This window comes from Enterobacter cloacae complex sp. ECL352 (assembly GCF_020149545.1).
GTDB classification, from domain to species: Bacteria; Pseudomonadota; Gammaproteobacteria; order Enterobacterales; family Enterobacteriaceae; genus Enterobacter; species Enterobacter asburiae_B.
In genome coordinates, this window is record NZ_CP083709.1 from 1832341 (window position 1) to 1858487 (window position 26147).

Consider the following 26147-nt stretch of genomic DNA (forward strand, 5'->3'; position numbering starts at 1 on the left):
GGAGAAAAATGCTCTGAACATGAAGCAAGGTTTGCAATTAAGGCTCAGCCAACAACTGGCAATGACGCCGCAGCTACAGCAGGCAATTCGCCTGTTGCAACTGTCCACGTTAGAACTTCAGCAGGAGCTCCAGCAGGCGCTGGACAGCAACCCCCTGCTGGAACAAACCGATCTTCATGACGAGGTAGATACTCAGCAGTCACAGGATACAGAAGCGCTCGACACCGCGGATGCACTCGAACAAAAAGAGATGCCCGACGAGCTACCGCTGGATGCCAGCTGGGATGAAATCTACACCGCCGGAACTCCTTCCGGTACGCGTGCAGACTACCAGGATGATGAGCTACCGGTCTATCAGGGAGAGACCACCCAGTCGCTGCAGGATTACCTGATGTGGCAGGTGGAACTCACCCCCTTCTCCGATACCGACCGCGCGATTGCCACCTCAATTGTCGATGCCGTTGACGACACCGGCTATTTGACCGTCACGCTGGACGATATCCTGGAAAGCATGGGCGACGACGAGATTGAGCTTGAGGAAGTCGAAGCCGTACTGAAGCGCATCCAGCGTTTCGATCCGGTAGGCGTGGCCGCAAAAGATCTGCGCGACTGCCTGCTGATCCAGCTATCTCAGTTCAGCAAAGAGACGCCATGGATCGACGAGGCGCGCTTAATTATTAGCGATCATCTGGATCTGCTGGCCAACCACGATTTCCGCTCCCTGATGCGCGTCACGCGCCTGAAGGAAGAGGTGCTGAAAGAAGCGGTAAATCTGATCCAGTCGCTCGATCCGCGCCCGGGACAGTCGATCCAAACCAGCGAGCCCGAGTACGTGATCCCGGATGTGCTGGTCAGAAAACACAATGACCGCTGGGTCGTTGAACTGAACTCAGACAGCATCCCTCGCCTGCAAATCAACCAGCAGTATGCCTCCATGTGCACCAGCGCGCGTAACGACTCCGACAATCAATATATTCGTAGCAATCTTCAGGAAGCGCGATGGTTGATCAAAAGTCTGGAGAGCCGAAATGATACGCTGCTGCGCGTCAGCCGCTGTATTGTCGAACAGCAGCAGGCGTTCTTTGAGCAGGGCGAAGAGTATATGAAACCGATGGTACTGGCGGATATCGCCCAGGCCGTCGAAATGCATGAATCAACCATTTCCCGTGTCACCACGCAGAAGTATCTGCACAGTCCACGCGGTATTTTTGAGCTTAAGTATTTCTTCTCCAGCCATGTGAATACCGAGGGCGGCGGCGAAGCGTCGTCAACGGCCATTCGTGCCCTGGTGAAGAAGTTGATCGCCGCGGAGAACCCCGCGAAGCCACTAAGCGACAGTAAGTTAACCACCATGCTGTCCGATCAGGGTATTATGGTGGCACGTCGTACTGTTGCGAAGTATCGAGAGTCTTTATCCATTCCGCCGTCCAACCAGCGTAAACAGCTGGTCTGACACAACCGATAAGGAAGACACTATGCAGCTCAACATCACTGGACAAAACGTCGAAATTACTGAGGCTTTACGCGACTTTGTGAACGCGAAGTTTGCAAAACTCGAGCAGTATTTCGAAAGGATCAATCAGGTCTATATTGTGTTGAAAGTGGAGAAAGTGACTCATATCTCGGATGCCACCCTGCATGTTAACGGGGGTGAACTGCATGCCAGTGCGGAAGGGCAAGACATGTACGCTGCTATCGACGGCTTGATTGATAAGCTTGCACGACAGCTCAATAAACATAAAGATAAACTGAAACAACACTAATTGTCCGGGCAGTTAACGGGTGCAGGACGGCCTGTTGTGAAACACAACAGGCCATTTGTACAGTTAGCGCTTAGGTGAAATTATGATGAACAACGATTCCGCTCTTCAACTGAGCAATGTCCTTAACCAGGAATGTACCCGCAGTGCGGTTCACTGCCAGAGCAAAAAACGTGCGCTGGAGATCATCAGTGAACTGGCTGCCAAACAGCTGGGCCTGCCGCCGCAGGTGGTGTTCGAAGCGATTCTGACCCGTGAAAAAATGGGCAGTACCGGTATCGGCAACGGCATCGCGATCCCGCACGGCAAACTGGAAGAGGATACCCTGCGTGCCGTTGGTGTGTTTGTGCAGCTTGAAACACCCATCGCCTTCGATGCCATTGATAACCAGCCCGTCGATCTCCTCTTCGCGCTGCTGGTACCTGCCGACCAGACGAAAACCCATCTGCATACGCTGTCGCTGGTCGCAAAACGTCTGGCCGATAAAACCATTTGCCGTCGACTGCGCTCGGCCCAAAGTGATGAAGAGCTCTATCAAATTATCACTGAAGCAGAAGGCAATCAGGATGATGCATAACCAGGAGATGGCCTTCACATCTGTTGTCCTGAGGAGAAACGGAACATGGTGCTGATGATTGTCAGTGGCCGTTCAGGGTCGGGGAAATCCGTTGCTCTGCGCGCCCTGGAAGACATGGGTTTTTACTGCGTCGATAACCTGCCGGTCGTGTTGTTACCCGATCTGGCCCGCACGCTGGCGGAGAGACAAACCTCTGCCGCCGTCAGTATCGACGTTCGTAACATGCCTGAATCGCCAGAGATCTTCGAACAGGCCATGAGCAACCTGCCTGACGCGTTCTCGCCTCAGCTGCTGTTCCTCGATGCAGACCGCAATACGCTGATCCGCCGCTACAGCGATACCCGTCGTTTGCACCCGCTATCCAGCAAGAACCTCTCTCTGGAGAGCGCTATCGATGAAGAGAGCGACCTGCTGGAGCCGCTGCGTTCTCGTGCCGACCTGATTGTCGACACCTCTGAGATGTCCGTTCACGAGCTGGCGGAAATGCTGCGTACCCGGCTGTTGGGTAAACGCGAGCGCGAACTGACGATGGTGTTCGAATCCTTCGGCTTTAAGCACGGTATTCCGATTGATGCGGATTATGTTTTCGACGTGCGCTTCCTGCCGAACCCGCACTGGGATCCAAAACTGCGTCCAATGACCGGTCTGGATAAGCCGGTGGCGGCGTTCCTCGACCGGCACACAGAAGTACACAATTTTATCTACCAGACGCGAAGCTACCTTGAGCTATGGTTACCTATGCTGGAGACAAACAATCGTAGCTACCTGACGGTGGCGATTGGCTGTACCGGCGGTAAACATCGTTCGGTTTACATCGCCGAACAGCTGGCCGACTATTTCCGCTCGCGCGGGAAGAACGTTCAGTCCCGTCATCGCACGCTGGAAAAACGTAAAACATGACCGTAAAACAAACCGTTGAGATCACCAACAAGCTGGGTATGCATGCACGCCCGGCGATGAAGTTGTTTGAGCTGATGCAGGGTTTCGATGCAGAGGTTCTGCTGCGGAATGACGAAGGCACCGAAGCGGAGGCGAACAGCGTGATTGCGCTGCTGATGCTGGATTCCGCCAAAGGGCGCCAGATTGAAGTAGAAGCCACCGGCCCTCAGGAAGAGGAAGCGCTGGCGGCGGTGATTGCCCTGTTTAACGCAGGATTCGACGAAGATTAAGGTCTGCTATTCAGGCGGGTAGCGCTGCGCTTACCCGCCCTACATAAGATTATTACGCTGCATAAACCCCTCTCCACCCAGCTGATTCATCTGGCGCATAATCCACGCCTGACGGCTTCGCACATAACCTGATGGGGCACTGGCCTTAAAGCGGATAGGGTTCGGTAACACAGCGGCCAATAGCGCTGCTTCTGACATGCTCAGACGGCTGGCTGGCTTATTGAAATACCGCTGTGCGGCAGCTTCCACGCCAAAAATACCATCGCCAAACTCAGCGACGTTGAGATAGACGGTCAGAATTCGTTTTTTGCTCCAGACCGTTTCCATCCCCAGGGTCAACCCTGCTTCCAGCCCTTTTCGCACCCAGCTTCGACCATCCCACAGAAACAGGTTTTTGGCCGTCTGCTGCGACAAGGTTGATGCCCCGCGCACGCGGTTTTCATGGCGTTCGTTATGGGCTAGCGCCTTCTCAATGGCCGCCACGTCGAACCCCCAGTGCTCCGGGAATTTCTGGTCCTCCGCCGCGATGACCGCCAGCCCCATGAACGGGGAGATCTCGTCCATGCTCACCCAGTCAGAGTGGGCAACATAGCTGAAATCGCCGCTGAACCACGCGCCGAGCTGGCGCTCAACCATAACGGCAGAGAACGGAACCGGCATAATGCTGAATAAAGCCAGCCCGCCGCCCCAGAATACCGCCAGCACAAGTACGATGCGCAAGAGAAAACGTTTCACCCCTGCGCCTGCGGCAAATTTACGCCTCATTCAGTCAGCACCAGCACGCGAGCCACCAGCTTTTCAATACCTGAGGCCGCCTCAGCGATATTATTCGCCAGCATATAAGCCGGCGTGGTGACAATTTTGTTATCTTCATCAACCACAATGTCATCAACCGGGCACGGAACGTGTTCGCCCCCCATTTCCTCGACGATCTCTGCGGTATCAATATCCGTCCCGATAGTCAGGCGCAGCGGGAAATCAAAAATCCTGGGCAGCATTGCCGGCGCGATGCAGATAAAGCCCTGCGGTTTTCCTGCCGCGTGCATGGCTTGCGACAGCGCCTTTAAATGAGGATCGACCTGACACTCCGCTCCCTGCGCAGCAAAGGTACTGAGATTTTTGGCCGCGCCAAACCCACCCGGCACAATAAGCGCATCAAGCTCTGTAGGGTCTGCCTGAATAAGAGGATGGATATCACCTCGCACAATACGCGCGGCTTCAATCAGTACATTACGGGTTTCCGCCATCGGCTCGCCGGTCAGATGATTAATCACATCCGCCTGATTTTTGTCCGGCGCAAAACAAATAACCTCTGCTCCCTGCTTAGCCAGGGCCAGCAGCGTGATTACGGCTTCATGTATTTCAGAACCATCGTAAACACCGCATCCGCTCAGCACGACACCAATCTTTTTCATCATGACAATCCTTTTCTGCAACTTGCTGAAGCACATTAATAATTTTGATTAAAACGCTATGCTTCACACATTTCACTGATTCATGTAACAAACCATTTAAGATTTGCTATCTTATCTGCGTGCGGCCTAAATTTTTCAGGCAGCGCCCTTTCGAAAATAACTTTATAAAACAGGCGCAGCCACGATTTCCCTGGTGTTGGCGCAGTATTCGCGCACCCCGGTTAATCCGGGGTCATTTTTTTCTGGCGTCGACCCAGGCTTTAAGCACCGCCACATCGTTTTGCCACTCTTGTTTCATCTCTTCAACCCAATCACCCACGTTATCTTCCCATGCAGGTAAATCAGGCGACTGAATCTGTTGACCCAGCTGCTGCAGATGGCGTAAACCGACCGAACCGGCGGCGCCTTTGATTTTATGTCCTTCTTCGACGATGCCCTTCTGGTCCCGGGCGGTCAGGTTTGATTCCAGCACGCTCAGATAGCCCGGCATCATTTTTTCGAACACCGCCAGACCATCGGTAATCAGTTTCGGACCCACCAGTTCGATGTACTGCTCCAGCATCGCGGTATCGAGTATCGTTTGGGCTTTTGCGCTATCAACAGACGTCATGGTGCTCTCCTCTTCATCACGGGTATCCCAGAACTTTTTAATCATGGCGGTCAGAGCAGGCACCGCTAGCGGCTTGCTGAGTACATCGTCCATACCGGCATCGAGATACTCTTTTTTGTCTTTCAGCACGTTCGCCGTCAGCGCCACCAGCGGCGGCAGCTCGTCGGCCGCGTACTGACGCGTCAGCTCACGAGAGATATCCAGCCCGGTCATATCCGGCAGCTGGATATCGAGCAGAACAAGATCGTATTCGCCCGGTTTAAACATATCCAGCGCGGCCTTACCGGTCATCGCGACATCCACGCTATTGCCCAGTTTTTCCAGCACCGAGCGCGCCACAATCACGTTCAACTCAATGTCTTCCACCAGCAGAACGTGCAGCGCGGGCAGCGGCATGTCGTCGTTTTCAAAGGTATCCTCAACTTCCTCCGCCACCGCCGGCGCATGGACCGTCAGCGTGAAGGTTGATCCTTTGCCCGGCTGGCTGACAACGGTGATATCGCCCCCCATGCTCTTCGCCAGCCGCTTAGAGACCGCCAGGCCAATGCCCGTTCCTGTCGCCGGTTTCCCGCCGTTGCTGTCCTTCACCTGGTAGTACATCGCGAAAATTTTGTCCTGCTCCTCCTGCGGAATACCCATCCCGGAGTCTTCCACCTCGAAGTGCAGCATATCGCCTTCGTCAAAGCGGATGCGCACCGCCACCTGCCCCTTCTGGGTAAATTTCACCGCGTTGCTGATGAGATTCCACAGGATCTGACGCAGACGCGTGCCGTCGGTCACCACTTTATGCGGCAGCGGCAGGGTGGGATCCATGACAAAGCTCAGTCCCTTCTGCTGCGCCTGCAGGCCGGAGAGATTTTCGAGGTCGGCAAGGAAGCTGGTGAAATCAACCGGCTGATTATCAAGCTGAACTTTACGGCGCTCCATCTTATCCATATCAATAATATCGTTGAAGATATTACCCAGCGTGACCGCGGATACATGGATAGTCTTGAGGTATTTTTCCTGCTCTGCGGTCAGGTCGGTATCCAGCAGAATACGGCTCAGCCCGACAATGCCATTAAGCGGCGTACGCAGCTCGTGGCTGATGGTGGAGATAAAGGTAGTCTTATCGCGGCTGGCGCGCTCCAGGGCATCCTGGTAGCGCTTACGCTCGGTGATATCGCGGCCAAAGCCCATCAGGCCGTGGCGTTTCCCCACGCGGTCATAGTAGGGCACCTTACGGATCTCAAAGCAGGCCTTGCGTCCGTCCGGGTAATCCAGCCACTGTTCATAGGTCAGCGAGACGTTATGGCGGAATACTTTTTCGTCCGTCTCCATAACCTTGGCCGCCGCCTCTTCAGAGTAAACGTCCTGCGGCTTCAGGTTAATCAGCTGCTTCTCGCTTTTCCCGGTGAGCAGCTCCATCGCCCGGTTACAGCCGGAAAATTCTTTATCTTCATTACGGTAAAACACCAGATCCGGCGAAGCATCGAGGAACGACCGCAGGAAAGAGGATTGCTGCTCAAGCTGGATCTGCGTGACCTCGCGCTCTTTCATTTCGATTTTCAGCTGCTCCAGCGTGGCCTGACGCTCGGCTTCCGCCTTCTCACGATCGGAAATCTCCTGATTCAGCTGCGCAATATTGTCTTTAAGCTGGACGTTGAGCTTCAGGTCGCGCTCGCGCATCTCTTCCAGTTTATCGACCAGTTTTGACAGACGCTGACGGGACTCTTCCAGCTGTTCAACCACTACGGAAAGGAAATAGACCGCCCAGGGCGTAATGAGCAAGCCAAAGAAGATGGAGCGGATGACGTCGATACTCTCGACCTGACCATGCAGAACCATGGTGACGGCCATTTGTACGACAATGGCCAGAACGACCAGCGCCAGCGCAAGCAGCATGGAGAAACGCACCAGCCCAAGCTTCATCATCAGGTCGACGTAATACTGGGCAAGCATTCGAATTTGCTTCATAGAGGATCCCTTCACGACTTTATCGCTCAATAATACTCAAATTCAGGGCGAGGCGTTGAAGGTTGTGAGAAAAAGTGCGGGGTGAAACAGGAGATTAGCCTCGCTCCCGGTTAACCGGAAGCGAGGAGAGGTCAATCAGGAGCGTTTCAACAGCAGCCAGAGGCTGATCAGGAGGAAACTGGCGCTTGGCAGCAGCGCACCAATTATCGGCGGAATGCCATAAACCAGCGTCAGCGGACCGAAGATCTGATCGAGCACGTAGAACACAAAGCCGAAACTGATACCGGTCACGACGCGCACGCCCATCGGCACGCTGCGTAACGGGCCGAAGATAAACGACAGCGCCATCAGCATCATCACCGCCACGGACATCGGCTGGAAGATCTTGCTCCACATGTTGAGCTGATAACGTCCTGCGTCCTGTCCGCTCGACTTCAGGTATTTCACATAGTTGTGCAAACCGCTGATGGAGAGCGCGTCAGGATCCAGCGCCACAACACCGAGCTTATCGGGCGTCAGGTTGGTTTTCCACGTACCGATTACCGTCTGAGAACCCGTAATCTGTTTCGGATCGGTCAGGTTAGACTCATCGACCTGGGACAAACGCCACTGTTTATGTTCGGCGTCAAATTTTGCCGAAGAGGCGTGGCGGACTGACTCCAGACGGCGCTGGTCATCGAAAGCATAGATGCTCACCCCACCCAGCTCATCATTCCCCTTCACCCGTTCGATGTAGACGAAGTTTTTACCGTCTTTCGCCCATAAACCTTGTTGAGTCGAGAGCAGCGAGCCGCCGTACATGGCCTGCGCACGGTAGTTACGCGCCATCTGTTCGCCCTGCGGCGCGACCCACTCGCCAATCGCCATGGTCAACAGCACCAGTGGGATCGCGGTTTTCATTACCGACAGCGCAACCTGCATGCGGGTAAAGCCCGAGGCCTGCATAACGACCAGCTCACTGCGCTGCGCCAGCATCCCCAGCCCCAGCAGCGCGCCCAGCAGGGCCGCCATCGGGAAGAAAATCTGCACATCTTTCGGCACGCTGAGCAGGGTATACATCCCCGCGCCCATCGCGTCATAGCTCCCCTGGCCGGCTTTTTTCAGCTGATCGACAAATTTGATAATGCCGGAGAGTGACACCAGCATGAACAACGTCATCATGATGGTGGTAAAAATGGTTTTACCGATATAGCGATCAAGAACGCCAAACGCCTGCATTAGATGGCTCCTTTACGCGAGAATCGGGCACGTATGCGGCGCACAGGCACCGTATCCCACAGGTTTAATCCCAGCGCCAGTAAGATGTACAGGCTGTTGACGAACCATGTCCAGACCATAGGGTCCAGCTTACCCTTCGCGCCGTTAGAACGAATCGAGGTTTGCAGCAGGAAATAGATCAGGTAAAGCAGCATCGCCGGCAGCATAGAGAGCACGCGGCCCTGGCGCGGGTTCACCACGCTCAGCGGAACGACAATCAGCGCCATCATAAACACGGTGAAGACAAGCGTAATACGCCAGTGGAACTCAGCACGCGCTCTGTCGGTATCGGTATTCCACAGGGTACGCATGTCCATTTGCTCGGTATCCGTTGGATCGAGTGCCACCGCCTGATGGCCGATAATGGCCTGATAGTTCTGGAAATCCGTAATACGGAAGTCGCGCAGCATGGCGGTGCCTTCGAAACGGGTGCCTTTGTTCAGCGTCACGATCTGAGAACCATCTTTGCGCTGAGCAAGCTGGCCGGAGTCTGCAACCACCACGGAAGGACGCGCGTTACCTTTGGGACGTAACTGCGCCAGGAATACGTCGTTGAATTTACTGCCGTCAACGCTCTCAATAAACAGCACGGAGTTGCCGTCGGTCGCCTGCTGGAATTGCCCCTGGGCTAAGGCTGCCATGCCGGGGTTGGCTTTCGCTTCGGCCAGCACTTCGTCCTGATGACGGGAAGACATGGGACCCGCCCACATCACATTCACCGCTGCGACAATACCCGTGAACAGCGCCAGTATCATGGCCGCTTTCACCAGTACCGCTTTGCTCAGGCCACAGGCATGCATCACCGTGATTTCACTCTCGGTGTAGAGTTTCCCAAGCGTCATGAGCAGGCCAAGGAAAAGACTTAGCGGCAGGATGAGCTGCGCCATTTCCGGGATCCCTAAGCCAAGCAGGGAAAGCACCAGATTTGTTGGAATTTCGCCGTCAACGGCCGCACCGAGGATCTTAACCAGCTTCTGACAGAAAAAAATCAGCAGCAGGATGAAGAGGATCGCCAGTTGGCTTTTGAGCGTCTCCCGCACCAGATATCTTATGATTATCACTTTAAATACGCCCGTAAAAACCCGTCTCTTTGCTGGAAAATCGCTTGTTTCATGGCTTAAACGTCATTTATTCTCTTGAGTCGTCGAAATCATCGCTAAGATTAAAACATCCGGCGGATTCACGCTTCAGGACTTTTTCTGACGTGTCGAAACCGTAGTAACGTAAGATTAACACGAAGTCACCACAACAGCGGACATGAGTTACGAAAGGTTTCAATTCTATCCGTAGCTGCCGCCGTTGTCTTTAAGATTCAGGAGCGTAGTGCATGGAGTTCAGTGTAAAAAGCGGTAGCCCGGAGAAACAGCGGAGTGCCTGCATCGTTGTGGGTGTCTTTGAACCACGCCGACTCTCCCCGATCGCCGAGCAACTCGATAAAATCAGTGACGGCTATATTAGCGCCCTGCTGCGCCGTGGCGAACTGGAAGGCAAACCTGGGCAGACGCTGTTACTGCACCATGTTCCGAACGTACTGTCAGAACGTATTCTGCTGATTGGCTGCGGCAAAGAACGCGAGCTGGATGAACGTCAGTATAAGCAGGTAATTCAGAAAACAATCAATACGCTGAATGATACCGGCTCAATGGAAGCCGTCTGCTTCCTGACGGAGCTGCACGTTAAAGGGCGTAACACCTACTGGAAAGTGCGTCAGGCGGTTGAAACGGCAAAAGAGAGCCTCTACAGCTTCGATCAGCTGAAGACCAATAAAAGCGAGCCGCGTCGTCCTCTGCGTAAAATGGTCTTTAACGTGCCAACCCGTCGCGAGCTGACCAGCGGCGAACGCGCGATCCAGCACGGTCTGGCGATCGCGGCCGGCATTAAAGCGGCCAAAGATCTCGGCAACATGCCGCCTAACATCTGTAACGCGGCGTACCTGGCCTCTCAGGCACGTCAGCTGGCCGACGCCTACAGCAAAAACGTCATTACCCGCGTCATCGGCGAACAGCAGATGAAAGAGCTGGGGATGCACTCTTACCTTGCGGTCGGTAACGGCTCGCAGAACGAATCCCTGATGTCCGTCATCGAGTACAAAGGCAATCCGTCCGAAGACGCGCGCCCGATTGTGCTCGTCGGTAAAGGCCTGACCTTCGATTCCGGCGGTATCTCCATCAAGCCTGCCGAAGGCATGGATGAGATGAAATACGACATGTGCGGTGCGGCGGCGGTTTACGGCGTGATGCGCATGGTCGCGGAACTGCAGTTGCCTATCAACGTGATCGGCGTACTGGCGGGCTGCGAAAACATGCCTGGCGGGCGCGCCTATCGTCCGGGTGACGTTCTGACCACCATGTCCGGCCAGACCGTTGAAGTGCTGAACACCGACGCCGAAGGCCGTCTGGTGCTGTGTGACGTGCTGACCTATGTTGAGCGCTTCGAGCCTGAAGCGGTGATTGACGTCGCTACCCTCACCGGAGCCTGTGTGATTGCGCTGGGTCACCATATCACCGGCCTGATGTCGAACCACAATCCTCTGGCGCACGAGCTTATTGGTGCCTCAGAGCAGGCCGGGGACCGCGCATGGCGTCTGCCGCTGGGTGACGAGTATCAGGATCAGCTTGAGTCTAACTTTGCGGATATGGCGAACATTGGCGGACGTCCTGGCGGGGCGATCACCGCGGGCTGCTTCCTGGCACGCTTCACCCGCAAGTACAACTGGGCACACCTGGATATCGCGGGCACCGCATGGCGATCCGGTAAAGCCAAAGGCGCAACCGGCCGTCCAGTGGCGCTGCTGTCGCAGTTCCTGCTGAACCGCGCAGGTTTTAACGGCGACGAGTAAGTCAAAACGGCAGTAAACCGTAGGCCGGGTAAGGCGAAGCCGCCACCCGGCTTAAGCATTTAAAGTGAGCACAAGAAGCCCCATATATGAAGAATGCAACGTTCTACCTTCTGGACAACGACACCCATCAGGATGGCCTCAGCGCCGTAGAACAGCTGGTGTGTGAAATTGCCGCAGAACGTTGGCGCGCAGGTAAACGCGTTCTGATTGCCTGTGAAGATGAACAGCAGGCGATTCGCCTGGATGAAGCGCTGTGGGCGCGCCCCCCGGAGAGTTTTGTGCCGCATAATCTGTCGGGCGAAGGCCCGCGCGGCGGTGCACCGGTTGAAATTGCCTGGCCGCAAAAGCGCAACAGCAGCGCGCGCGATATTCTGATTAGCCTGCGGATAGATTTTGCAGATTTTGCCACCGCTTTCACAGAAGTGGTAGACTTTGTCCCTTACGAAGAATCTTTGAAACAACTGGCGCGCGAACGCTATAAAGCGTACCGCCTGGCTGGTTTTAACCTGAATACGGCAACCTGGAAATAATGGAAAAGACATATAACCCACGCGATATCGAACAGCCGCTTTACGAGCACTGGGAACAGCAGGGCTATTTCAAGCCTAACGGCGACGAAAGCAAAGAGTCCTTCTGCATCATGATCCCGCCGCCGAACGTCACCGGCAGTTTGCATATGGGTCATGCTTTCCAGCAGACCATCATGGACACCATGATCCGCTACCAGCGTATGCAGGGTAAAAACACCCTGTGGCAGGCGGGGACTGACCACGCGGGTATCGCGACCCAGATGGTGGTTGAGCGTAAAATTGCCGCTGAAGAAGGAAAAACCCGCCACGACTACGGTCGTGACGCGTTCATCGACAAAATCTGGCAGTGGAAGGCGGAATCCGGCGGCACCATTACCCGTCAGATGCGCCGTCTCGGCAACTCCGTGGACTGGGAGCGCGAGCGCTTCACCATGGACGAAGGCCTGTCCAACGCCGTTAAAGAAGTCTTCGTCCGCCTGTACAAAGAAGACCTGATTTACCGCGGCAAACGCCTGGTAAACTGGGATCCAAAACTGCGCACCGCCATCTCTGACCTGGAAGTGGAAAACCGCGAGTCTAAAGGCTCCATGTGGCACATCCGCTATCCGCTGGCCGATGGCGCAAAAACCGCCGACGGTAAAGATTACCTGGTGGTCGCAACGACCCGTCCGGAAACCCTGCTGGGCGATACCGGCGTGGCCGTTAACCCGGAAGATCCGCGTTATAAAGATCTGATCGGCAAATTCGTGGTGCTGCCGCTGGTAAACCGCCGTATTCCGATTGTGGGCGACGAACACGCCGACATGGAAAAAGGCACCGGCTGCGTAAAAATCACCCCGGCGCACGACTTCAACGACTATGAAGTCGGCCGTCGTCACGCCCTGCCGATGATCAACATTCTGACCTTCGACGGTGATATCCGCGAAAGCGCAGAAGTGTACGACACCAAAGGCAACGAATCCGACGTTTACTCCAGCGACATCCCGGCTGAGTTCCAGAAGCTGGAGCGTTTTGCCGCGCGTAAAGCCATCGTGGCAGCCGTTGACGCGCTCGGCCTGCTGGAAGAGATCAAACCTCACGATCTGACCGTGCCGTACGGCGACCGTGGCGGCGTGGTTATCGAGCCAATGCTGACCGACCAGTGGTACGTGCGTGCCGACGTGCTGGCGAAACCGGCTGTGGAAGCGGTTGAAAACGGCAGCATTCAGTTCGTGCCGAAGCAGTACGAAAACATGTACTTCTCCTGGATGCGCGACATTCAGGACTGGTGTATCTCTCGTCAGCTGTGGTGGGGTCACCGTATTCCGGCGTGGTACGACAACGAAGGCAACGTTTACGTTGGCCGTAGCGAAGACGAAGTGCGTCAGGAAAACAACCTGAGCGCGGACGTTGCGCTGCGTCAGGACGAAGACGTGCTGGACACCTGGTTCTCCTCCGCGCTGTGGACCTTCTCCACCCTCGGCTGGCCAGAAAACACCGACGCGCTGCGTCAGTTCCACCCAACCAGCGTGATGGTGTCCGGCTTCGACATTATCTTCTTCTGGATTGCCCGCATGATCATGATGACCATGCACTTCATCAAAGACGAAGACGGCAAGCCGCAGGTTCCGTTCCATACCGTCTACATGACCGGTCTGATCCGCGACGATGAAGGCCAGAAGATGTCCAAGTCCAAGGGTAACGTTATTGACCCGCTGGACATGGTTGACGGTATCTCTCTGGAAGATCTGCTGGAAAAACGTACCGGCAACATGATGCAGCCGCAGCTGGCTGAGAAAATCCGCAAGCGTACCGAGAAGCAGTTCCCGAACGGGATCGAGTCTCACGGTACCGACGCCCTGCGCTTCACCCTGGCGGCACTGGCCTCAACCGGTCGTGACATCAACTGGGACATGAAGCGTCTGGAAGGTTACCGTAACTTCTGTAACAAACTGTGGAACGCCAGCCGTTTCGTGCTGATGAATACCGAAGATCAGGATTGCGGCTTCAACGGCGGCGAGATGACGCTGTCTCTGGCAGACCGCTGGATCCTGGCGGAATTCAACCAGACGGTGAAAGCGTTCCGCGAGGCGCTGGACAGCTACCGCTTCGATATCGCGGCGGGCATCCTGTATGAATTCACCTGGAACCAGTTCTGCGACTGGTATCTGGAGCTGGCGAAGCCGGTGATGAACGGCGGCACTGAGGCGGAGCTGCGCGGCACGCGCAACACGCTGATTACCGTTCTGGAAGGTCTGCTGCGCCTGGCGCATCCGGTCATTCCATTCATCACCGAAACCATCTGGCAGCGCGTGAAGGTGATTGCGGGCATCAACGCCGATACCATCATGCTGCAGCCGTTCCCGGAATTCGATGCGGCCAAGGTTGATGAAGCGGCGTCCGCGGATACCGAGTGGCTGAAACAGGCGATCGTTGCGGTACGTAACATCCGTGCTGAAATGAACATCGCCCCAGGCAAACCGCTGGAGCTGCTGCTGCGTGGCTGCAGCGAGGCTGCCGTTCGTCGCGTCAACGAGAACAACACCTTCCTGAAAACCATGGCGCGTCTGGAAAGCATCACCGTGCTGCCTGCGGATGACAAAGGTCCGGTTTCCGTGACCAAAATCATCGACGGCGCCGAGCTGCTGATCCCGATGGCGGGCCTGATCGACAAAGACGCCGAGCTGGCTCGTCTGGCGAAAGAAGTGGCAAAAGTCGACGTGGAAATTGGCAAAATCGAAAGCAAGCTGGCGAACGAAGGCTTTGTCGCCCGCGCGCCGGAAGCGGTCATCGCGAAAGAGCGCGAGCGTCTGGTTGCCTTCGCCGATGCGAAGACCAAGCTGATCGAGCAGCAGGCGGTTATCGCAGCCCTGTAATGCTTTTACCCCTTACGCTTCAGGGCGTAAGGGGTATCCTTCCTGAAAACTCCTCGCTTGCACTCCCCTTTCTGCGGTGCTATTAACAGCAGTTATGTGTCAATTTTTGTAATGAGTAATGCTATGAGCGTGATTACCCCCGTCGCGACGACGATGCGCCGGATCGCTGAGCAGGATAACCCGGCAATCGCCGCCGTTATCCGCACCGTTTCTGCCGAATATGGCCTGACGGCTGACAAAGGCTACACGGTTGCCGACCCGAACCTGGACGAGCTTTACCAGCTCTACAGCCAGCCAGGGCATGCCTACTGGGTAATCGAGCAGAACGGTCAGGTTGTGGGCGGCGGCGGCGTGGCGCCCCTCAGCTGCAGCGAGCCGGATATCTGTGAGCTGCAGAAAATGTATTTTCTGCCAACGGCGCGCGGGCAAGGGCTGGCGAAAAAGCTGGCGCTGATGGCGCTGGACCACGCGCGCAAGCAGGGTTTTACCCGCTGCTACCTGGAAACCACCGCTTTCCTCAAAGAGGCCATCGGCCTGTATGAACATCTGGGCTTTGAGCATATCGATGCGCCGCTGGGCTGTACCGGCCACGTTGATTGCGAAGTCAGAATGCTGAAAAGTCTGTAACTTTCGTTCCTGCCCTCTTCTGTTAAGCGGCTGTAAACTGAATGCTCTACACTCTCAGTTCACACCACAACGGGGGAAACACGATGTCGAAGATAAAAAGCTACGCCGCACCGCAGGCGGGTGCAGAACTTGAGCTGTACGAGTACGATGCGGGCGAACTAAAAGCAGAAGACGTCGAAGTACAGGTTGATTACTGCGGGATCTGCCACTCGGATCTCTCGATGATCGATAACGAATGGGGCTTCTCGAGCTATCCGCTGGTTGCCGGGCACGAAGTCATTGGCCGCGTCGTGGCGCTCGGTAGCGCCGCGCAGGACAAAGGGCTGAAGGTAGGCCAACGCGTGGGCATTGGCTGGACGGCACGCAGCTGTGGTCACTGTGACGCCTGTATCAGCGGCAATCAGATCAACTGCCTCGAGGGCGCCGTTCCCACTATTCTGAACAAGGGCGGTTTTGCCGACAAACTGCGCGCCGACTGGCAATGGGTGATCCCGCTGCCGGACAGCATTGATATCGAATCCGCAGGTCCGCTGCTGTGCGGCGGTATCACCGTCTTCAAACCTCTGCTGATGCACCACATCACCGCCACCAGCCGCGTGGGCGTCATTGGTATTGGCGGCCTGGGGCATATCGCCATCAAGCTGCTGCACGCGATGGGCTGTGAAGTCACGGCGTTCAGCTCCAACCCGGCGAAAGAGAAAGAAGTGCTGGCGATGGGTGCGGATAAAGTGGTGAACAGCCGCGATCCTGACGCGCTGAACGCGCTGGCTGGGCAGTTTGACCTGATCATCAACACCGTTAACGTCGATCTCAACTGGCAGCCGTACTTTGAGGCGCTGGCCTACGGCGGTAACTTCCACACCGTAGGTGCCGTAATGAAGCCGCTGCCGGTTCCGGCGTTTACCCTGATCGGCGGGGATCGCAGCGTGTCAGGCTCCGCGACCGGTACGCCGTTTGAGTTGCGCAAGCTGATGAAGTTTGCCGGACGCACCAAAGTGGCGCCGACCACCGAACTGTATCCGATGTCGAAAATCAACGAAGCGATCCAGCACGTGCGTGACGGCAAAGCCCGCTACCGCGTGGTGTTGAAAGCGGATTTTTGATGTGACATTGGCGGGGAATGTGCGGCCTGATGCCCTCACCCCAACCCTCTCCCACAGGGAGAGGGCGCACACACTAAAAACGGTAACGATCGTTACCGTTTTGCATCTACCATGGCCTTAAACACCTCAGCCACCGCGACCGCACCGGGATCCATTACCCCATCCAGATTCTCTTTATTCACATACGATGAACGTCCCGCGCCGGCTTTCGCCATTTTCGCCGTTGCTTCGGCACCGTGCTGTGCGGCCTGCGCCGCTGCCTGAAGATCGCCATTCTTCAATGCTTCAAGCGCCGGCTGCAGCGCGTCGATCAGGGTACGATCGCCGAGATCTGCCCCACCGTACTGCTTCATCTGCGCCAGCCCGCTGAGCAATGCCTCGGGCAGCGGTTGACCATCGTGAAGCTTTTGCCCGGCCGCGGTGAAGAAGATCGACATCAGCACCCCGCTCGATCCGCCCATCACCGTCGCCAGCCGCTCGCCCACCAGCAACAGCAGCGTCGATAGGTTATCAAGCGGGAGCTTGCGATCCTCCAGACGCTGCGCAATATCCCGCGCCCCTTGCGCAAAAGTGGAGCCGGTATCGCCGTCGCCCACTTTGGCATCCAGCGCGTTCAGTCGGTTTTCCAGCTGGAGCAGCGTTTTCGTCACCGAGGAGACATACTCGCCCACCCGCAGATTGTCCGACGGAGTGTATTCCACGCGATCGTGAATGGCGGTATGCGCCACGGTGCGCAGTGGCGCAAACGCCACGGGCTTCTGCCAGCCCAGCGTTTCGACCTCGGCGTGAATCGCCTTTTCAAAGAAGTCATTAAGCTTCAGCAGCGTGAGCGAAAAGCCCTTCATGTCCAGCGCGCTCACCAGCGGCGCGGGGCCTATCAGGTACGCGATCTCCTCTTTCAGCGCCGAATGCGCCAGCTCTTTGGTCAGCAGCGCCATCTCCAGCGCCGATACGCCGCCGAGATTGTTAATCAATACCGCAAACCGCCCTTCTCCCGCCTGCGCGCGTAACGGCGTCACCAGCGTGTCGATAATGGCTTTACTGTTCTGCGTATCCACGACGGAAGCACCGGGCTCGCCGTGAATGCCCAGCCCCAGCTCGACATGGCCCTGCTTAATGCGCCCCTCTTCCTCGTCGCTGCCCGGCAGGTTGCACGTTTGCATCGCAACGCCCAGGCTCCAGAGGTTATCGCAGGCCTGTTGCGCAATATCCCGCACCTCGCTTAGCGATTTACCGTGCTCCGCCGCATAGCCCGCAATCTTGTGCACCAGTGCCGTACCGGCAATACCGCGCGGCTGTTTGTTATCCGGCAGCGCGATATCGTCCGCCACGATCGCCATCTCCACCTTCAGGCCGTAGCGTTTGGCCTTTTCTGCCGCCAGACCAAAGTTCAGGCGATCGCCGGTGTAGTTTTTGACGATCAGCAGACAGCCGCGATCGCCCGTGACCGCCACAATGGCGTTCAGCACCGCATCCACGCTCGGCGAGGCAAACAGATCGCCACACACTGCCGCCGTCAGCATCCCTTTGCCAACAAACCCGGCGTGCGCGGGTTCGTGGCCTGAGCCGCCGCCGGAGATCACCGCCACGCGGCTTTTATCCCAGTCGCCGCGTGCGACGATCCTGATGGCCGGATCGATATCAAGTTTGACGAGATTTGCGTGTGGCGCAGAAAGCAGTATGCCTTCAATGGCATCGTTGACCAGCTGTTTGCGATCGTTAAAGAAGAATCTGGACATCGTTTCCCACTATTTTTGTGAACCGTATGCAAAAGCATAGTCCGCGCTGGATAATGCGCCGCAAAGTCAGGAATTTACTCAACCAAATTGCGGCCAGATTGCCTATACTCCCCCCAGGACAAAGAGAGGAAGCGCATCATGAGTACACCATTGTTAATTGCCAGGACGCTGGAAAAAGAGCTGTATTTACTGCCCTCGATGGCGAACCGCCACGGTCTCATCACCGGAGCGACCGGGACGGGGAAAACCGTCACCCTGCAAAAGCTGGCGGAGTCGCTTTCGGAGATTGGCGTACCGGTCTTTATGGCTGACGTGAAAGGCGATTTAACCGGTGTGGCTCAGGAAGGAACGGCCTCTGAAAAACTGCTCGAACGGCTGAAGAATATTGGCATTACGGACTGGACGCCGCATAACAATCCGGTAGTAGTGTGGGATATCTTTGGTGAGAAAGGCCACCCGGTGCGCGCCACCGTCTCCGATCTCGGCCCGCTGCTGCTGGCCCGTCTGCTTAATCTCAACGACGTGCAGTCCGGCGTGCTGAATATTATCTTCCGCATTGCCGACGATCAGGGGCTGCTGCTGCTTGATTTCAAAGATCTGCGCGCCATTACCCAGTACATCGGCGATAACGCCAAATCCTTCCAGAACCAGTACGGCAATATCAACAGCGCCTCGGTGGGTGCCATTCAACGCGGGTTACTGACGCTGGAGCAACAGGGCGCAGAGCACTTCTTCGGCGAGCCGATGCTGGATATCAAAGACTGGATGCGCACCGACAGCAGCGGCAAAGGCATCATCAACATTCTGAGCTCCGAGAAGCTCTACCAGATGCCAAAGCTCTACGCCGCCAGCCTGCTGTGGATGCTCTCCGAACTGTACGAACAGTTACCCGAAGCGGGCGATCTGGAAAAACCGAAGCTGGTCTTCTTCTTCGACGAAGCGCACCTTCTGTTTAACGACGCGCCGCAGGTCTTGCTGGATAAGATTGAACAGGTCATTCGCCTGATCCGCTCCAAAGGCGTTGGCGTCTGGTTTGTCACGCAAAACCCGTCGGACATTCCGGATAACGTGCTCGGCCAGCTCGGTAACCGCGTGCAGCATGCCCTGCGCGCCTTTACGCCGAAGGATCAGAAAGCGGTGAAAGCCGCCGCGCAAACCATGCGCGCCAATCCTGCCTTTGATACCGAAGCGGCGATTCAGGCGTTGGGCACCGGTGAAGCGCTGATCTCGTTCCTGGATGCGAAGGGCAGCCCGTCCGTGGTGGAACGCGCCATGGTGATCGCGCCCTGCTCGCGCATGGGGCCCGTTACCGACGATGAACGTAACGGCCTGATTAACCACTCTCCGGTTTACGGGAAGTACGAAGACGAGGTGGATCGCGAGTCCGCGTTCGAGATGTTGCAAAAAGGGGTGCAGGCGACAACGGAGTCGCAGGATGCGCCTGCCGCTAAAGGACAGTCCGTCGCCGTGGATGACGGTATTCTCGGGGGGCTCAAAGACATCCTGTTCGGCAGCACCGGGCCGCGCGGCGGCAAGCGCGACGGCGTGGTACAGACCATGGCGAAAAGCGCGGCGCGGCAGGTCACCAATCAGATAGTGCGCGGCATGCTGGGAAGTCTGTTAGGCGGCCGTCGCCGGTAGACGGGGAACCCACGGGCGGCCAAGCGCTGAACCCTGCACACCGTTCTCCTGCAGATAGCGGTCGATTTCCACCATCCCCGTCCAGCGGTTCTCACACCATAGCGGTGCCAGAAGCGTTGGACGGCGGGCGCTGGCCGAGATGCGATGGTAGACAATTTCCGGCGGGGTGTGGCGAATCATCTCCCCCGCCGTCACCGTATAGTCCTCAAGCTCAATATCGCTTAACCGTCCGGCTTCCCAGGCTTTCGCCATAATGCTTCCCGTAACGATATGCAGCGGGTGCAGCTTAATGCCGTCCACGCCGGTCTCAACCACCTTTTCCAGCGTCTCCAGGCCGTGCTGCTGCCCTTCACCCGGCAAGCCGACAATCAGATGCGAGCAGACCTTCAGCCCGCGCTCGCGGGCCAGGCGCGTGGTGCGCTGGTAGCAGGCGAAATCATGGCCACGGTTAATACGGTGCAGGGTTTTGTCATGCGCGGTCTGCAAGCCCAGCTCCAGCCAGATCTCGTAGCCTTGTTCTTTGTACTCGCTGAGCAGGTCCAGCACCGCGTCCGGTACGCAGTCCGGGCGCGTGCCCACGCACAGCCCAACGATGTTAGCCTGGCTGACGGCCTGCTGATACATAGAGCGCAGCACCTGCACCTCCGCCCACGTGCTGGTGTAGGCCTGAAAATAGGCCAGATACTGCTTCGCGCGGTTCACCAGGCTCGCCTGATGGGCAAGCTGTTCAGCGATAGATTTATGCTGCTGGGCTTCGTCAGCAAAGGACGCAACGTTACAGAAGGTGCAGCCGCCGCGCCCGATGGTGCCATCGCGATTCGGGCAGCTAAACCCGCCGTGCAGCGTCAGCTTATGAACCTTTTGCCCGTACCGCTGCAAAAGATCCCCACCAAACATATTGACTAATTTCTGTAACTGCATAATCTGATAGACCGTCCCGGAGAAAGGGGACAAGCCTGCCACTTTTAGCCTCTGTCGGCGATGACCTGGATCAATCGTCCCGGACGGCCTTTATCTATATGAATAAATACTCAGGATTACTGCAATTTCATTCACGCCATTCGTGATTACTTTTCCTTATGTTCTGATTGTTTTTTTCATTTATAGCGCCACCACTGAAAAACAGTGGGTTTATGCGGGTTTTCAGCCGATACCAGATTATTATTCTGCTATAAAACTGCTATTCAGCACGCTACATTGATAATACCGCTTTCATATAGTGAGTCAGATCACACTCCGCTGCGTCCTGCCAGGGCATACATTCAATGTAAAAATAGTTAAATAACATTTACTTTCAAAGATATAAGCGCTCTTTAGCACATTTTTGTATAAATAAGATTGCCATTTGACCTGTGTACCAATTCCCGATAAGTTGGAAATCCGCTGGAAGCTTTCTGGATGAGCGGCCTGCTCATCATATTTATGCAGTAATTGAGATTCCCTCTGAAGCAAGTCCTCAAACTTGTTTACCTGCGCGAAAGGATGAAAAAGAGGGCGAATGCGAGGTCCGCGTATGAAACGCAAACCCCGTCGCCATGCTCTTTCTGTGCCTGTGCGCCACGGTAAAGTTCAGTGGGAAGCCCGACGAGCCTGGGGAGGTTCACTGATATGTTGTACGATAAATCCCTTGAGAAGGATAACTGTGGTTTCGGCCTGATCGCCCACATAGAAGGCGAACCTAGCCACAAGGTAGTGCGTACTGCTATTCACGCACTGGCCCGAATGCAGCACCGTGGCGCTATTCTTGCCGATGGTAAAACCGGCGACGGTTGCGGCCTGCTGCTGCAAAAACCGGATCGTTTCTTCCGCATCGTGGCGGAAGAGCGCGGCTGGCGTTTAGCCAAAAACTACGCTGTCGGCATGCTGTTCCTGAATCAGGATCCTGAAAAGGCTGCCGCCTCACGCCGCATCGTCGAAGAAGAACTTCAGCGTGAAACCCTGTCGATTGTCGGCTGGCGCAATGTGCCAACCAACGAAGGGGTGCTCGGTGAAATCGCCCTCTCCTCGCTGCCTCGTATTGAACAGATTTTCGTTAATGCGCCTGCGGGCTGGCGTCCGCGTGATATGGAACGCCGTCTGTTTATCGCCCGCCGCCGCATTGAAAAACGTCTCCAGGACGATAAAGAGTTCTACGTTTGTAGCCTCTCTAACCTGGTGAACATCTATAAGGGTCTGTGTATGCCGGCTGACCTGCCGCGCTTCTACCTGGACCTGGCGGACCTGCGTCTGGAATCGGCCATTTGCCTGTTCCACCAGCGCTTCTCCACCAACACCGTTCCACGCTGGCCGCTGGCTCAGCCGTTCCGCTACCTGGCGCACAACGGCGAGATCAACACCATCACCGGTAACCGCCAGTGGGCCCGCGCCCGTACCTATAAGTTCCAGACGCCGCTGATCCCCGATCTGCACGATGCCGCGCCGTTCGTGAACGAAACCGGCTCTGACTCCAGCTCCATGGATAACATGCTGGAACTGCTGCTGGCGGGCGGGATGGACATCGTGCGCGCCATGCGTCTGCTCGTGCCACCGGCCTGGCAGAACAACCCGGATATGGACCCTGAGCTGCGCGCGTTCTTCGACTTTAACTCCATGCACATGGAGCCGTGGGACGGCCCGGCGGGCATCGTCATGTCCGACGGCCGCTTCGCCGCCTGTAACCTGGACCGTAACGGTCTGCGTCCGGCGCGCTACGTTATCACCAAAGACAAGCTCATCACCTGCGCCTCTGAAGTCGGTATCTGGGATTACCAGCCTGACGAAGTGGTCGAGAAAGGCCGCGTCGGCCCGGGCGAGCTGATGGTGATCGACACCCGCGGCGGGCGCATTCTGCACTCTGCCGAAACCGATCACGACCTGAAAAGCCGCCATCCGTACAAAGAGTGGATGGAGAAAAACGTCCGTCGCCTCGTGCCGTTCGAAGATTTATCGGATGAAGAAGTGGGTCGCCGCGAACTGGACGACGATACGCTTGCAAGCTTCCAGAAACAGTTTAACTACAGCGCGGAAGAGCTGGACTCTGTTATTCGTGTACTGGGTGAAAACGGCCAGGAAGCGGTCGGCTCTATGGGGGACGATACCCCGTTTGCCGTGCTCTCCAGCCAGCCGCGCATCATTTACGATTACTTCCGTCAGCAGTTCGCGCAGGTGACCAACCCGCCGATCGACCCGCTGCGCGAAGCGCATGTGATGTCGCTGGCCACCAGCATCGGTCGCGAGATGAATGTCTTCTGCGAGGCCGAAGGCCAGGCGCACCGTCTGACCTTTAAATCACCGATCCTGCTGTACTCCGATTTCAAACAGCTCACCACCATGAAAGAGGAGCACTACCGCGCCGACACGCTCGATATTACCTTCGACGTGACCGAAGCGAGCCTCGAAGAGACGGTGAATGCGCTGTGTGACAAAGCCGAACAGATGGTGCGTAACGGTACCGTTCTGCTGGTGCTGTCCGACCGCAATATTGCGAAAAACCGTCTGCCGGTGCCTGCCCCGATGGCGGTTGGCGCTATCCAGACGCGTCTGGTCGACAAGAGCCTGCGCTGCGACGCCAACATCATTGTTGAAACCGCCAGCGCCCGCGACCCGCACCACTTTGCCGTGCTGTTAGGCTTTGGCGCGACGGCGATCTACCCGTACCTGGCCTACGAAACATTGGCACGCCTGGTGGATACCCGCGCGATCGACAAAGATTACCGCGCGGTGATGCTGAACTACCGTAACGGCATCAACAAAGGCCTGTACAAGATCATGTCCAAAATGGGCATCTCGACCATTGCCTCCTACCGCTGTTCGAAGCTGTTTGAAGCGGTCGGCCTGCATGACGAGGTCGCCAACCTCTGCTTCCAGGGCGTGGTCAGCCGCATCGGCGGCGCCGGTTTTGCAGACTTCCAGCAGGACCTGGTGAACCTGTCCAAACGCGCCTGGCTGGCACGTAAGCCGCTGGATCAGGGCGGTCTGCTGAAATACGTTCACGGCGGCGAATACCACGCCTATAACCCGGACGTGGTGCGCACGCTGCAGCAGGCGGTTCAGAGCGGTGAATACAGCGATTACCAGCAGTACGCTGAGCTGGTAAACAACCGTCCGGCGGCAACGCTGCGCGACCTCATTGCCCTCAATCCGGGCGATGAAGCGGTCAGCATTGACGACGTTGAGCCTGCATCGGAACTGTTCAAACGCTTCGATACCGCAGCGATGTCCATCGGCGCGCTGAGTCCGGAAGCCCACGAAGCGCTGGCGGAAGCCATGAACAGCATCGGCGGTAACTCCAACTCCGGCGAAGGCGGTGAAGATCCGGCGCGTTACGGCACCAACAAAGTGTCCCGTATCAAGCAGGTGGCATCCGGTCGCTTTGGCGTGACGCCTGCGTACCTGGTCAACGCCGACGTGATCCAGATTAAAGTCGCTCAGGGTGCTAAACCTGGCGAAGGCGGCCAGCTGCCGGGTGATAAAGTTACTCCGTACATCGCCAAACTGCGCTATTCCGTGCCGGGCGTGACGCTGATCTCCCCGCCGCCGCACCACGATATCTACTCTATCGAGGACTTAGCGCAGCTGATTTTCGACCTGAAGCAGGTCAACCCGAAGGCGATGATCTCCGTGAAGCTGGTTTCCGAACCGGGCGTCGGCACCATCGCGACCGGCGTAGCGAAAGCCTATGCGGATCTCATCACCATCGCCGGCTACGACGGCGGCACCGGCGCAAGCCCGCTCTCCTCCGTGAAATATGCGGGCTGTCCGTGGGAACTTGGCCTGGTGGAAACCCAGCAGGCGCTGGTGGCGAACGGCCTGCGTCACAAGATCCGTCTGCAGGTGGACGGTGGCCTGAAAACGGGCCTCGACATCATTAAAGCGGCGATCCTCGGCGCGGAAAGCTTCGGCTTCGGTACCGGCCCAATGGTTGCGCTCGGCTGTAAATACCTGCGTATTTGCCACCTGAACAACTGCGCAACCGGCGTGGCTACCCAGGACGAGAAGCTGCGTAAGAACCACTATCACGGTCTGCCGTTCAAAGTGACCAACTACTTTGACTTCATCGCCCGCGAAACCCGCGAGCTGATGGCGCAGCTGGGCGTGAAGCGTCTGGTGGACCTGATTGGCCGCACTGACCTGCTGAAAGAGCTGGAAGGCTTCACCGCGAAGCAGCAGAAGCTGGAGCTGAGCAAGCTGCTGGAAACCGCGCAGCCGCACCCTGGCAAAGCGGTCTACTGCACCGAGAACAACCCGCCGTTCGATAACGGCGTGCTGAACGCGCAGCTGTTGCAGCAGGCGAAACCGTACGTGGACGACAAGCAGAGCAAAACGTTCTGGTTCGATATCCGCAACACCGACCGCTCCGTGGGCGCCTCCCTCTCCGGTTATATCGCGCAGACGCACGGTGACCAGGGGCTGGCAGCGGATCCGATTACCGCGCACTTCAGCGGTACCGCGGGTCAGAGCTTCGGCGTATGGAACGCAGGCGGCGTTGAGCTGTACCTGACCGGCGATGCCAACGACTACGTCGGTAAAGGCATGGCGGGCGGTCTGCTGGCGGTGCGTCCTCCGGTTGGCTCAGCCTTCCGCAGCCATGAAGCCAGCATCATCGGTAACACCTGCCTGTACGGCGCGACCGGCGGTCGTCTGTTTGCAGCAGGCCGTGCGGGCGAGCGTTTTGCGGTGCGTAACTCCGGTGCTATCACCGTGGTGGAAGGCATTGGCGATAACGGTTGTGAATACATGACGGGCGGGATTGTTTGCGTTCTGGGTAAAACCGGCGTGAACTTCGGCGCGGGCATGACGGGCGGTTTTGCGTATGTCCTGGATGAAGACGGTGAGTTCCGCAAACGCGTGAACCCGGAGCTGGTGGAAGTGCTGGACGTTGATACGCTGGCTATCCATGAAGAACACCTGCGCGGTTTGATTACCGAACACGTGCAGCATACCGGTTCTTCGCGCGGCGAAGAGATCCTGGCGAACTGGCCAGCGTTCTCTGCGAAATTCGCGCTGGTTAAGCCGAAGTCCAGCGATGTTAAAGCCCTGTTGGGTCACCGTAGTCGTAGCGCAGCAGAGCTGCGCGTGCAGGCGCAGTAA

General features: G+C 56.7%; 19 protein-coding genes. 12 read left to right on the forward strand and 7 right to left on the reverse strand.

The features are described from left to right. Window positions 1-19 precede the first annotated feature (19 nt). The 5 genes from rpoN (at window position 20) to npr (ending at window position 3506) form a co-directional block, all read left to right on the forward strand. The gene (gene rpoN, locus LBF07_RS09000) at window positions 20-1453 is read left to right on the forward strand and encodes an RNA polymerase factor sigma-54 (protein WP_023309360.1); all 1434 of its coding nucleotides are present in this window, start codon (window positions 20-22) and stop codon (window positions 1451-1453) included. A 22-nt stretch (window positions 1454-1475) separates the two neighbouring features. After that, window positions 1476-1763, forward strand: a complete 288-nt coding sequence (gene hpf / locus LBF07_RS09005) for a ribosome hibernation promoting factor (RefSeq protein ID WP_008501444.1) — start codon at window positions 1476-1478, stop codon at window positions 1761-1763. An 82-nt stretch (window positions 1764-1845) separates the two neighbouring features. Further along, window positions 1846-2337 carry a PTS IIA-like nitrogen regulatory protein PtsN gene (ptsN, locus tag LBF07_RS09010; RefSeq protein WP_008501443.1) on the forward strand — a complete coding sequence of 164 codons (492 nt, stop codon included), beginning with the start codon at window positions 1846-1848 and terminating at the stop codon, window positions 2335-2337. Between the two features lie 45 nt (window positions 2338-2382). Beyond that, window positions 2383-3237 (forward strand): RNase adapter RapZ, encoded by an 855-nt coding sequence (rapZ, locus tag LBF07_RS09015; RefSeq protein WP_014885397.1) that lies wholly within the window; start codon window positions 2383-2385, stop codon window positions 3235-3237. Then, window positions 3234-3506 carry a PTS phosphocarrier protein NPr gene (gene npr / locus LBF07_RS09020; RefSeq protein WP_003861872.1) on the forward strand — a complete coding sequence of 91 codons (273 nt, stop codon included), beginning with the start codon at window positions 3234-3236 and terminating at the stop codon, window positions 3504-3506. The genes rapZ and npr overlap by 4 nt, the downstream gene beginning before the upstream one ends. Window positions 3507-3545: 39 nt before the next feature. Here npr and mtgA read toward each other — a convergent pair whose 3' ends face one another. The 5 genes from mtgA to lptF form a co-directional block, all read right to left on the reverse strand. Further along, complete coding sequence (mtgA, locus tag LBF07_RS09025) at window positions 3546-4271, reverse strand: monofunctional biosynthetic peptidoglycan transglycosylase (protein ID WP_094934468.1); 726 nt, start codon at window positions 4269-4271, stop codon at window positions 3546-3548. Beyond that, window positions 4268-4921: an isoprenoid biosynthesis glyoxalase ElbB gene (gene elbB / locus LBF07_RS09030; RefSeq protein ID WP_094934469.1), complete on the reverse strand. Its 654-nt coding sequence runs from the start codon at window positions 4919-4921 to the stop codon at window positions 4268-4270. Before elbB ends, mtgA begins: the two co-directional genes overlap by 4 nt. 232 nt (window positions 4922-5153) lie before the next feature. Beyond that, window positions 5154-7487 carry an aerobic respiration two-component sensor histidine kinase ArcB gene (gene arcB, locus LBF07_RS09035; protein ID WP_094934470.1) on the reverse strand — a complete coding sequence of 778 codons (2334 nt, stop codon included), beginning with the start codon at window positions 7485-7487 and terminating at the stop codon, window positions 5154-5156. A gap of 135 nt (window positions 7488-7622) precedes the next feature. Further along, a complete protein-coding gene (gene lptG / locus LBF07_RS09040) occupies window positions 7623-8705 on the reverse strand; it encodes an LPS export ABC transporter permease LptG (protein WP_047058977.1) in 1083 nt (360 codons plus the stop codon). Then, the gene (gene lptF / locus LBF07_RS09045) at window positions 8705-9805 is read right to left on the reverse strand and encodes an LPS export ABC transporter permease LptF (protein WP_024906345.1); all 1101 of its coding nucleotides are present in this window, start codon (window positions 9803-9805) and stop codon (window positions 8705-8707) included. Before lptF ends, lptG begins: the two co-directional genes overlap by 1 nt. Before the next feature lie 266 nt (window positions 9806-10071). Between lptF and pepA the strand changes: the two genes are divergently transcribed. From pepA to LBF07_RS09070, 5 genes are all read left to right on the forward strand, one after another. After that, complete coding sequence (pepA, locus tag LBF07_RS09050; RefSeq protein ID WP_023309366.1) at window positions 10072-11583, forward strand: leucyl aminopeptidase; 1512 nt, start codon at window positions 10072-10074, stop codon at window positions 11581-11583. Window positions 11584-11669: 86 nt separating this feature from the next. Beyond that, window positions 11670-12113, forward strand: coding sequence for a DNA polymerase III subunit chi (holC, locus tag LBF07_RS09055; protein ID WP_008502815.1), 444 nt, complete (start codon window positions 11670-11672; stop codon window positions 12111-12113). Next, window positions 12113-14968 carry a valine--tRNA ligase gene (locus LBF07_RS09060; protein ID WP_094934471.1) on the forward strand — a complete coding sequence of 952 codons (2856 nt, stop codon included), beginning with the start codon at window positions 12113-12115 and terminating at the stop codon, window positions 14966-14968. The genes holC and LBF07_RS09060 overlap by 1 nt, the downstream gene beginning before the upstream one ends. 123 nt (window positions 14969-15091) lie before the next feature. Next, window positions 15092-15595 (forward strand): GNAT family N-acetyltransferase, encoded by a 504-nt coding sequence (locus LBF07_RS09065; RefSeq protein ID WP_039260409.1) that lies wholly within the window; start codon window positions 15092-15094, stop codon window positions 15593-15595. A gap of 83 nt (window positions 15596-15678) precedes the next feature. Beyond that, on the forward strand, window positions 15679-16698 hold the full coding sequence (locus LBF07_RS09070) for an NAD(P)-dependent alcohol dehydrogenase (RefSeq protein ID WP_033146757.1): 1020 nt from the start codon (window positions 15679-15681) through the stop codon (window positions 16696-16698). 92 nt (window positions 16699-16790) lie between these two features. Here the strand turns inward: LBF07_RS09070 and LBF07_RS09075 are convergent, their stop codons facing one another. Beyond that, the gene (locus tag LBF07_RS09075) at window positions 16791-18437 is read right to left on the reverse strand and encodes a dihydroxyacetone kinase subunit DhaK (RefSeq protein WP_094934472.1); all 1647 of its coding nucleotides are present in this window, start codon (window positions 18435-18437) and stop codon (window positions 16791-16793) included. A 138-nt stretch (window positions 18438-18575) separates the two neighbouring features. On the opposite strand from LBF07_RS09075, the gene LBF07_RS09080 reads away from it, so the two are divergent. Continuing rightward, the gene (locus LBF07_RS09080; RefSeq protein WP_094934473.1) at window positions 18576-20078 is read left to right on the forward strand and encodes a helicase HerA-like C-terminal domain-containing protein; all 1503 of its coding nucleotides are present in this window, start codon (window positions 18576-18578) and stop codon (window positions 20076-20078) included. Here the strand turns inward: LBF07_RS09080 and LBF07_RS09085 are convergent. Continuing rightward, window positions 20058-20999: a TIGR01212 family radical SAM protein gene (locus tag LBF07_RS09085; protein WP_112778136.1), complete on the reverse strand. Its 942-nt coding sequence runs from the start codon at window positions 20997-20999 to the stop codon at window positions 20058-20060. The two genes, LBF07_RS09080 and LBF07_RS09085, sit on opposite strands and share 21 nt — an antisense overlap. A 687-nt stretch (window positions 21000-21686) precedes the next feature. On the opposite strand from LBF07_RS09085, the gene gltB reads away from it, so the two are divergent. Continuing rightward, the gene (gltB, locus tag LBF07_RS09090) at window positions 21687-26147 is read left to right on the forward strand and encodes a glutamate synthase large subunit (RefSeq protein ID WP_094934475.1); all 4461 of its coding nucleotides are present in this window, start codon (window positions 21687-21689) and stop codon (window positions 26145-26147) included.